Source organism: Neorhizobium phenanthreniclasticum (genome assembly GCF_040066075.1).
Lineage (GTDB): Bacteria > Pseudomonadota > Alphaproteobacteria > Rhizobiales > Rhizobiaceae > Neorhizobium > Neorhizobium petrolearium.
The window spans coordinates 41960-49792 of sequence record NZ_JBEAAL010000037.1; the positions used below are offsets into that span (position 1 = coordinate 41960).

Below are 7833 nucleotides of genomic sequence, written 5' to 3' on the forward strand. Positions count from 1 at the left end.
AACTTTCGGTGATCGGAACCGTCGCAGCGCAAAAGCCTGCCAAATTTACGTAAACAACTGTGGAACCGGATGCTTGGGGGTAATTCCCGCACAAAATTACTACTTTCCCGTATCCAACACGCAGGTCGGTAGAATTTTCTCACGTGAACAAATTGATCCGTGTCAATTTTGCAACACCCTTGCTTTTCCCCTGTGTGCAGTTGCACAAAGGAACGCACGGAATGGGCGACCGGGCGTTACAAACAAAAAGCCGCGCCCATGGCTGGACGCGGCATTCGTTCCGACGCCGTGGAGAGGATCAGCCGGCTTCGGTGATTCTCTTTAAAGCCGTCTTGAGATTGGCCATCTGAACCTGCAGTTCGGCAAAGCGTTCGCGTTCGGCCGCCACCACTTCCGGATCGGCGTTGGTGACGAATTTCTCGTTCGCCAGCTTCTTGCCGATGCGGTCCAGTTCGCTCTCTGTCTTGGCAACCGCCTTCTCGACGCGCACCTTCTCCGCCGCAAGATCGATCAGATTGCCAAGCGGCAGGCAGGCGGTCGCCTCACCCACCACGATCTGGGCCGCTCCCTTGGGCGCAATGTCCGCAAGTTCGATGGTTTCGACACGTGCGAGACGCCGGATCGCCGCCTCGTGGCGTATCAGGCGCGACTGGCTGGTCTCATTTGCTCCAACCACGATCAGCGGTGCCACGGCCGAAGGCGGCACGTTCATCTCGGCGCGGGCCGAACGCAGGCCCGAGACGAGATCGACCAGCCAGTTGATCTCCTCTGCGGCCGCCCGGTCGAAGAATTCCGGGGCCGGCCAGTCGGCGTGGCAGAGCAGGCTGTCGCGCGGCGCCGTATGGGCCCAGAGCTCTTCGGTCATAAAAGGCATGAAGGGGTGGAGGAGCTTGTAGGTCTCCTCCAGGACATAGGCCGCGCAAGCTTGGGACTCCGCCTTCGCCTTCTCGTCGTCACCTGCAAAGACCGGCTTCAGGAATTCGAGATACCAGTCGCAGACCTGGTTCCAGACGAAGCGATAGAGCGCGCCCGCCGCCTCGTTGAAACGCTGCGTCTCGATTGCCTCGGTCACATCGCGGATCGCCGCGGAAAGTTCCGTCAGGATCCAGCGGTTGATGGTGAGCGTCGCAGTCTCCGGAATGAACGCCGGATCGCGCTTGACGCCGTTCATCTCCGCAAACCGTGTGGCGTTCCAAAGCTTGGTGCCGAAGTTGCGGTAACCGGCGATGCGGGCCGGATCGAGCTTCACATCACGGCCCTGCGCCGCCATGATGGCCAGCGTGAAGCGCAGCGCATCGGCGCCGTATTCGTCGATCAGTTCCAAGGGGTCGATAACGTTGCCCTTCGACTTCGACATCTTCTGACCGTTCTTGTCGCGCACCAGAGCATGGACGTAAACGGTATGGAACGGCTCGATCCCGTTGCCCTCCTCGTCCTTCATGAAGTGCAGTCCCATCTGCATCATGCGGACGACCCAGAAGGGGATGATGTCGAAACCCGTGACCAGAACGCTGGTCGGGTAATATTTTTCGAGCTCCTTCGTCTTGTCCGGCCAGCCGAGTGTCGAGAACGGCCAGAGCGCAGACGAGAACCAGGTGTCGAGCACGTCCTCGTCGCGGGTCAGGATCTCGCCGGGCTTGAAGTTCTCCAGGAGGTCCTCGACATAGGCCTTCATCGGCCCTTCATGTGCAAGATAGTGCTGGATGGCGGCCTGAAGCGCTTCTTCCTCCGTCCTTTCGACGAAAACCTGGCCGTCCGGACCGTACCAGGCGGGTATCTGGTGGCCCCACCAGAGCTGGCGGGAAATGCACCAGGGCTGTATGTTTTCCATCCATTGGAAGTAGGTATTCTCCCAATTTTTCGGAACGAATTTGGTGCGTCCCTCGCGAACCGAGGCGATCGCCGGCTGGGCGAGCGTCTTGTTGTCGACGAACCACTGTTCGGTCAGCCGCGGCTCGATCGGCACACCGCCACGGTCCCCATGCGGCACCGTGTGCTTATGCGGCTCGATCCTGTCGAGCAGTCCGGCTTCCTCGAATATCTCGACAATGATCTTGCGGGCCGTGAAACGATCCTGCCCTTCCAGCCGATCCCAGGCACCGTGAAGCGCTGCGGGATGATCCAGGCCTTCCAGGAAATCCTCGTTGTCCTTGACGGTGATGGTCGCATCAACATTCATGACGTTGATGGCGCGCAGCCCTGCGCGCTTGCCGACCTCGAAGTCGTTGAAGTCATGCGCCGGCGTGATCTTGACGGCGCCGGTTCCGGCGGTCGGATCGGCATAGTCATCCGCTACGATCGGAATTTTCCGGCCGACGATCGGCAGAATGACATGCTTGCCGACGATCGATTTGTAACGCTCGTCCTCCGGGTTTACCGCAACGCCGGTATCGCCCAGCATGGTTTCGGGGCGAGTCGTGGCGACGACCAGATAATCACGCGTCTCGAATTCGGTCGGCTTGCCCTCTTCGTCGAACGCAATCGGATACTGGTAGGTGACGCCCGGCTCCAGCGGATAACGGAGATACCAGAGATTGCCGCTGACCTCATGCTGTTCCACTTCCATGTCGGAGATGGCGGTCAATAGCTTCGGATCCCAGTTGACGAGGCGCTTGTCCTTGTAGATCAGGCCCTGCTTGTAGAGCGTGACAAAGACTTCGAGGACGGCCTGGGAAAGCCCCTCGTCCATGGTGAAGCGCTCGCGCGACCAGTCGCAGGAAGCCCCAAGACGCCGCAACTGGTTGAAGATCAGGCCGCCGGATTCCTCTTTCCATTCCCAGACCTTCTCGATGAAGGCCTCACGACCCATTTCGCGGCGGCCTGGGAGCTGGCGCTCCATCAATTGGCGTTCAACGACCATCTGGGTTGCGATGCCCGCGTGATCCATGCCCGGCTGCCACAGCACGTCCTTGCCGCGCATGCGCTCGAAGCGGATCATGATGTCCTGCAGCGTGTTGTTGAGCGCATGGCCCATGTGCAGAGAACCGGTCACGTTCGGCGGCGGGATCACGATCGTGAAGCTTTCCGCTCCGGGCTTGGCATTGGCGCCGGCGCGGAAGGCATCCGCCTCGTCCCAGGCTTTGGCGATCTTCGGTTCTACGGTTGCGGAATCATAGGTCTTTTCGAGCATTTCCTGACCCGGTTCTGTTCTTGGGAAGATATCGCGGTGTAAATAGGATGGGCTGATCCAAGTCAATAAAAAAGCCGCCCCGTCGCCGGAGCGGCCGTTTCAATCGGTCTCGGCTATGCAATCAGCGGCGCGGGCCGCGGGCCACACGTTCGATCTCCTCGCGCACCAGGCGCTCGACCAGCGTCGGAAGATTGTCGTCCAGCCATTCCTGCAGCATCGGGCGCAGCATGTCCTGCGCCATCTCTTCCAGCGAGCGATGCTCAAGCCCATTGAACACCGCAGCCAGTTCGCTGAAGGATCTCGCGACCTGCGCCCCCGCTTCGGCTGACAGGAGATTGGCGGCTTCCTCGATCCTGGCCGGCAGGCTCTCAGGAGCGGGTTCGGACATGAATTGCGGCGCCGGCCGAAGGGGCATCTCCGCCTCCGGGCTCTGCTCGGGCGTTTCGAGAACCGGGGACGGCGCCTGGTGAACGGCTTCCGGCGCTTCTGTGACGGATGCAGCCTGCGGGACGAGAGCAGCGGGGGCTACCGCCGGCCCCGGCTCGCCGAAGTCAGACATGCGCGTCGTCCGAGGCCGCGCCTCCTCCTCCTCACGGTAGGCTGGAGCAGGGGCGGGCGCAACCGGTTCGGGAGCAACCGGGGCCGTGGAAAGGCGAACGCTGCCCGTTTCCTGCTGGCGCGCGGAGGCGGCACGTACCCTTGCAGCGACATCGGCAAGCGAAAGCGTACGCTCCGGCTGGGCCGGCTCGCCCGACGGTCTTTGCACCGAATTCAGCGGCTCGTTGCGCGAGGGGATACCGGGATCATTGGCAACTCTATCCGGAATAAAGCCCGTCTCTTCCGAATCCTCCATTCCCTCTTCGTCATAGGCCGAAGACAGCGGGCGGGAGAGCACGTTTTCGGCGTTCGGCTCATTGCTTTCAATGATCCGGCGAATGGACGCCAGGATTTCTTCCATGGAGGGTTCACGCGCTACATTTGGCTGAGCCATTTTCATCCCCGCTGTTACCGGCACTCGATTCGGCTCCAAGCAGGAAACCCTGAATCGCAGACACTGTAAGGTGTCGGGGGGGCTGGAAACAACGACAACTGCCCCAGGCGTCCTACCGATACACAGTTTTATTGGCGATGTGAATCCCGGATGTCACACACTTGCCCGGGACGCGAAAGGCAATACGTTTCCAAACGGGAAAGAGGCCCCGCAGAGGCCCCTTCTCGTCCCCGCCTTCAGACTGCAGACGCGATCAGAAAACGAATTCTCTCATTTTGCGGAAGCCCGGAAGAGGTTTTACCGAGGCGTTGAAATAGGCGCTTTCGGAAATCACGCCCTGCTCCCGCACGAACATCTTCGCCTGGGCAGCATTTCCATAGCCCACGACGGCGATGAGGCGGCCGCCATCGCGAAGCTGGTCCAGCAAGGCGGTCGGCACTTCCTCGACTGCGCCGTTGATGAAGATCAGGTCGAAGGGCGCTTCGCTGGCATATCCCTTTTCCAGCTCGCCCGCCACGATCGCGACATTGTCGCAGCCAAGCAAAGAGAGCGTCTGGGTTGCCTGAGCTGCCAGCGCCTCGTCTGACTCGACCGACACGGCGGAACCGGCAAGCTGGGACAGAATGGCCGTCGCATAGCCGGTGCCGGTTCCGACTTCGAGCACGACGTCATCCTTGATGATCGTGGCGAGCTGAAGGAGCTTGGCCAGCGGCGAAGCCTCCATCAGGTAGCGCCCCGGCGCCACCTCGATGTCCGTATCGACATAGGCGAGCGACTTGGCCTCGGCCGGCACGAAAGCCTCGCGCGGTACTGTATAGAAGGCCCGCAGGACCGAGTGCGACGTGACATCGGTGGTGCGGATCTGATTCTCGACCATCTTTGCCCGTGCTGCTTCGAAATCCATCATCTCAGTCGTCCCAAATCACCCGGCCCGAATCACCCCGGCCCAAATCACCCAGCCACACGCCGGGCTCACGCAAGTCCGTCTTACTGACGGCGAGGCGTGCTTTCAAGACATCGCCCGGCTTCAGAGCAAAAAACTGGAGGAGATCGCCAAAGCGCCGCAGGCCGCGGACAGGTGAGGATCAGGCAAAGGCCGGCGGCGCCTCTTCCAACCTGCGAACGATCGTATAATCCCGGCGGTAGGACGTGCGCAGGCCATGATCCTTGTCGAAAGCAGACTGTTCGGCGGAGGTCAGCGGGAAAATGCCATCGGCGAAAGTGCCAGTGCCTTCACACTCATTGGCGGACTGACGATGGACGGTGATAATCCTGGTGATCATGTCGCTTTCCCTCCGTTCTGCCCATAAAGCAGCAAACAGGCCTTTCTGTTCCCGAGACTAAGAGAAGAAAGTTAAAAATTAACCATATTGCGGCGCACACAAATCCGCATGGTAAATGCCTGATTGAAAGGGAAAATCAGATTTGAGGAGACGGTTGAGGAGCAAGGAAGTTTTGGAGGCCTCGCCCGGAACTGCGAATCCATAAAGCGGCAACTGAAGGACATCGCCAGGATGATCGGGGGGCGGGGATGAGCCGCCGCGAATTCACGAAGACAGTCAAAGCCCAGATCGTCAAACGCGCCATGCTCGCGAGTGGTGAAATCGCCTGCGAGGGGTGCGGGCTCATTCTGGGGAAGAAAGCCTACGAGATTGACCACACAGTTGCTGACGCACTGCAGGTCGATAAGAACGCAAAGCTCACGGCCGACGACGGCAAGCTCTTGGGTCTCGACTGCTGCCATAAGCCGAAGACGGCCGGCGACAAAGGGAAAATCGCCAAGGCTAAACGCAATGAGGCGAACCACCTCGGCATCAGAACAGCGCCTGCCAAGCCGCTCCGCAGCGCCGGCTTCCCCAAAACAGAGAAAGCCGCCAAGCGGCAGCCGAAACTGTCCCTGCCATACAGGCCGCTCTATCGCGAGGACCAGCAATGATTCCCTTTTTCCATAGTCTGGACATTTCCTTCGGGTGGGGCCTTACCCAGCCGAGACTTCAATCAGCGTTTCGCTGGTTTCCCCTCTTGGGGCTCAGTCGATGCATCAACGGCCGCGTCGTCGCCCGGGTGTTTCTTGTCTTTGCCGGGGTTTTGATACGGCTGTTGATCTGGCTTAGACGTGGTCTGCTGGTCAGGCGTTGGGGTGTTCGGCATCTATCTGGTCCTTGTGCGGATTGCGACTAACACCCAATCCGCCAGACCAAGGTTGGTTCCTGAAATTTGCCACCGCTACGGAGCACGTCTGATGAGGAAGCCAACCTACGAACTTGATGCGCTGTTTCGCTGTGATCAAGGGCACCTAACGGTTCGACACGGCCAGTGTCGAACCCGCAGAGAGAGCTTGGGAGCCCCCGCTGCCTTGCACAGGAGATCGTCAGGACGAGGTGTCACCGGCAGGCGGGAAAGCCAGCCATCACCCCCTGCACTTATGGAGCCGCATCCCGACGATCGCGCGGTCAATCGATTTGCCGTCGCCATGAGGGCAAATCTCGTTGAGAAGAGAGTACAGGGTTACGGCAGCTGGGATCGACCGGACGAATGCACCATAGAGCATTTGTCCCGGCTGCCATCATTCGTCAGAGCAGGTAACCCCAGACGCCTTCAGGCGTATTTTCTGGCCATCCGCCCAAGATCTCGCATGGTCTTCACAGTCGAATTTTTGATCCTCAGACAAGTCATCCTCTGTGAGGCGGACAGTCCACTTGCCGAGTTTAGAGATGAGCTGAACAGAATTCTGTTGCATTGTTTTCGTCCTCGTGGGGGTGGACGCTCTCAAACTCTCGGTGGCACGGCCCTTAGCCATTACCACCGCAAAAATAAAACTGCGCCTCATCGAGATGGTTGTCGAGTCAATACTACTGCAGGTTTCCTCCGGTCGTGCCCACCTCCCAGGATGAAGGAGTGGCCGGAAGCCTCCACACATCCCGGCCACCCGCATACCGCTGGACCCCTTCCCCCAGAGAGATGCGGGATCAGTAGACAGGTTGAGGATGGGGGTTGCAAGCTCGCGCATGCCCCACCGCCCGGATCACATTTGGTGGGCAATCTACAACTGCTTAATGAAATAGACTGCACTGCCTCCGATAGCGGAGAAAGCCAAGATAAACAGGATCGCGCGGACGGTCCCCGTGATCATATTTGCCTCGTAGATGAAATCGAAGAAGCTCCGTCTCCGGTTGGACATGCGGCACCTTTGTCTGCGTCGATTCACAATGCCGTGGCTAGCGGTGCAGTCAAACTTAGTCAATCAAGTTTCCGTACTGCCACCCCCGCCCCGCAGACGTATATGCGCCCCATTTCGATTAAAGGCGATGAGGCGGAAGGGTATCGCGAGGCTCGTGGTCCTGAGTGGCGCAAAGCCTTCTACGTGCTGCGCGACTATCGCCTGACCAACCTCATGCACGTGGAAGGTGACGGGAATTGCTTGGTTGATTTGATGACCCGCGAGGGCGTTCCGATCAGTGATGGCGAAATGGAAATGGTCTACCTAACGGATGAGATCATGCTCGCGCTCGCCCCACCGGCGCAATCGAGGGCCACCCCTTCATCGCCGTCACCGTCCACCCACTCCCAGCGAAAGGGTGAGATATGAGCGACCTTCTCATGAAACGCCGCGTCGTCTTCTCGGAATGCGGCCTTTACCGATACCTGCTTGAGCACGATTTTGGCGGCACCGGTCCGGTGATCTCACTTGGGATGGTCAATCCGTCCAAGG

The 7833-nt window shown here is 59.6% G+C and carries 6 protein-coding genes; 2 read left to right on the forward strand and 4 right to left on the reverse strand.

Features of this window, described 5'->3' with window-relative positions:
* Nucleotides 1–298 precede the first annotated feature (298 nt).
* From ABK249_RS30300 to ABK249_RS30315, 4 genes are all read right to left on the reverse strand, one after another.
* A complete protein-coding gene (locus ABK249_RS30300) occupies nucleotides 299–3130 on the reverse strand; it encodes a valine--tRNA ligase (protein WP_348864751.1) in 2832 nt (943 codons plus the stop codon).
* Between the two features lie 121 nt (nucleotides 3131–3251).
* Nucleotides 3252–4121, reverse strand: coding sequence for a PopZ family protein (locus tag ABK249_RS30305; RefSeq protein ID WP_348864752.1), 870 nt, complete (start codon nucleotides 4119–4121; stop codon nucleotides 3252–3254).
* A 253-nt stretch (nucleotides 4122–4374) separates the two neighbouring features.
* Nucleotides 4375–5028, reverse strand: a complete 654-nt coding sequence (locus ABK249_RS30310; RefSeq protein ID WP_348864753.1) for a protein-L-isoaspartate O-methyltransferase family protein — start codon at nucleotides 5026–5028, stop codon at nucleotides 4375–4377.
* A 178-nt stretch (nucleotides 5029–5206) separates the two neighbouring features.
* The gene (locus ABK249_RS30315; RefSeq protein WP_210058355.1) at nucleotides 5207–5404 is read right to left on the reverse strand and encodes a hypothetical protein; all 198 of its coding nucleotides are present in this window, start codon (nucleotides 5402–5404) and stop codon (nucleotides 5207–5209) included.
* A gap of 248 nt (nucleotides 5405–5652) precedes the next feature.
* Here ABK249_RS30315 and ABK249_RS30320 point away from each other — a divergent pair, with 248 nt between their 5' ends.
* Both ABK249_RS30320 and ABK249_RS30325 read left to right on the forward strand, forming a co-directional pair.
* Entirely contained in the window at nucleotides 5653–6057 is a 405-nt protein-coding gene (locus ABK249_RS30320; protein ID WP_348864754.1) for a hypothetical protein, read from the forward strand.
* Between the two features lie 1098 nt (nucleotides 6058–7155).
* Nucleotides 7156–7710 (forward strand): hypothetical protein, encoded by a 555-nt coding sequence (locus ABK249_RS30325; protein ID WP_348864755.1) that lies wholly within the window; start codon nucleotides 7156–7158, stop codon nucleotides 7708–7710.
* The last annotated feature ends 123 nt before the right edge of the window (nucleotides 7711–7833 follow it).

What these genes read in the sequence shown, in the direction of transcription:
- ABK249_RS30315 (WP_210058355.1), bottom strand. Translation starts at nt 5,404, where the DNA reads ATGATCACCAGGATTATCACCGTCCATCGTCAGTCCGCCAATGAGTGT.
- ABK249_RS30320 (WP_348864754.1), top strand. Translation starts at nt 5,653, where the DNA reads ATGAGCCGCCGCGAATTCACGAAGACAGTCAAAGCCCAGATCGTCAAA.
- ABK249_RS30310 (WP_348864753.1), bottom strand. Translation starts at nt 5,028, where the DNA reads ATGATGGATTTCGAAGCAGCACGGGCAAAGATGGTCGAGAATCAGATC.
- ABK249_RS30305 (WP_348864752.1), bottom strand. Translation starts at nt 4,121, where the DNA reads ATGGCTCAGCCAAATGTAGCGCGTGAACCCTCCATGGAAGAAATCCTG.
- ABK249_RS30300 (WP_348864751.1), bottom strand. Translation starts at nt 3,130, where the DNA reads ATGCTCGAAAAGACCTATGATTCCGCAACCGTAGAACCGAAGATCGCC.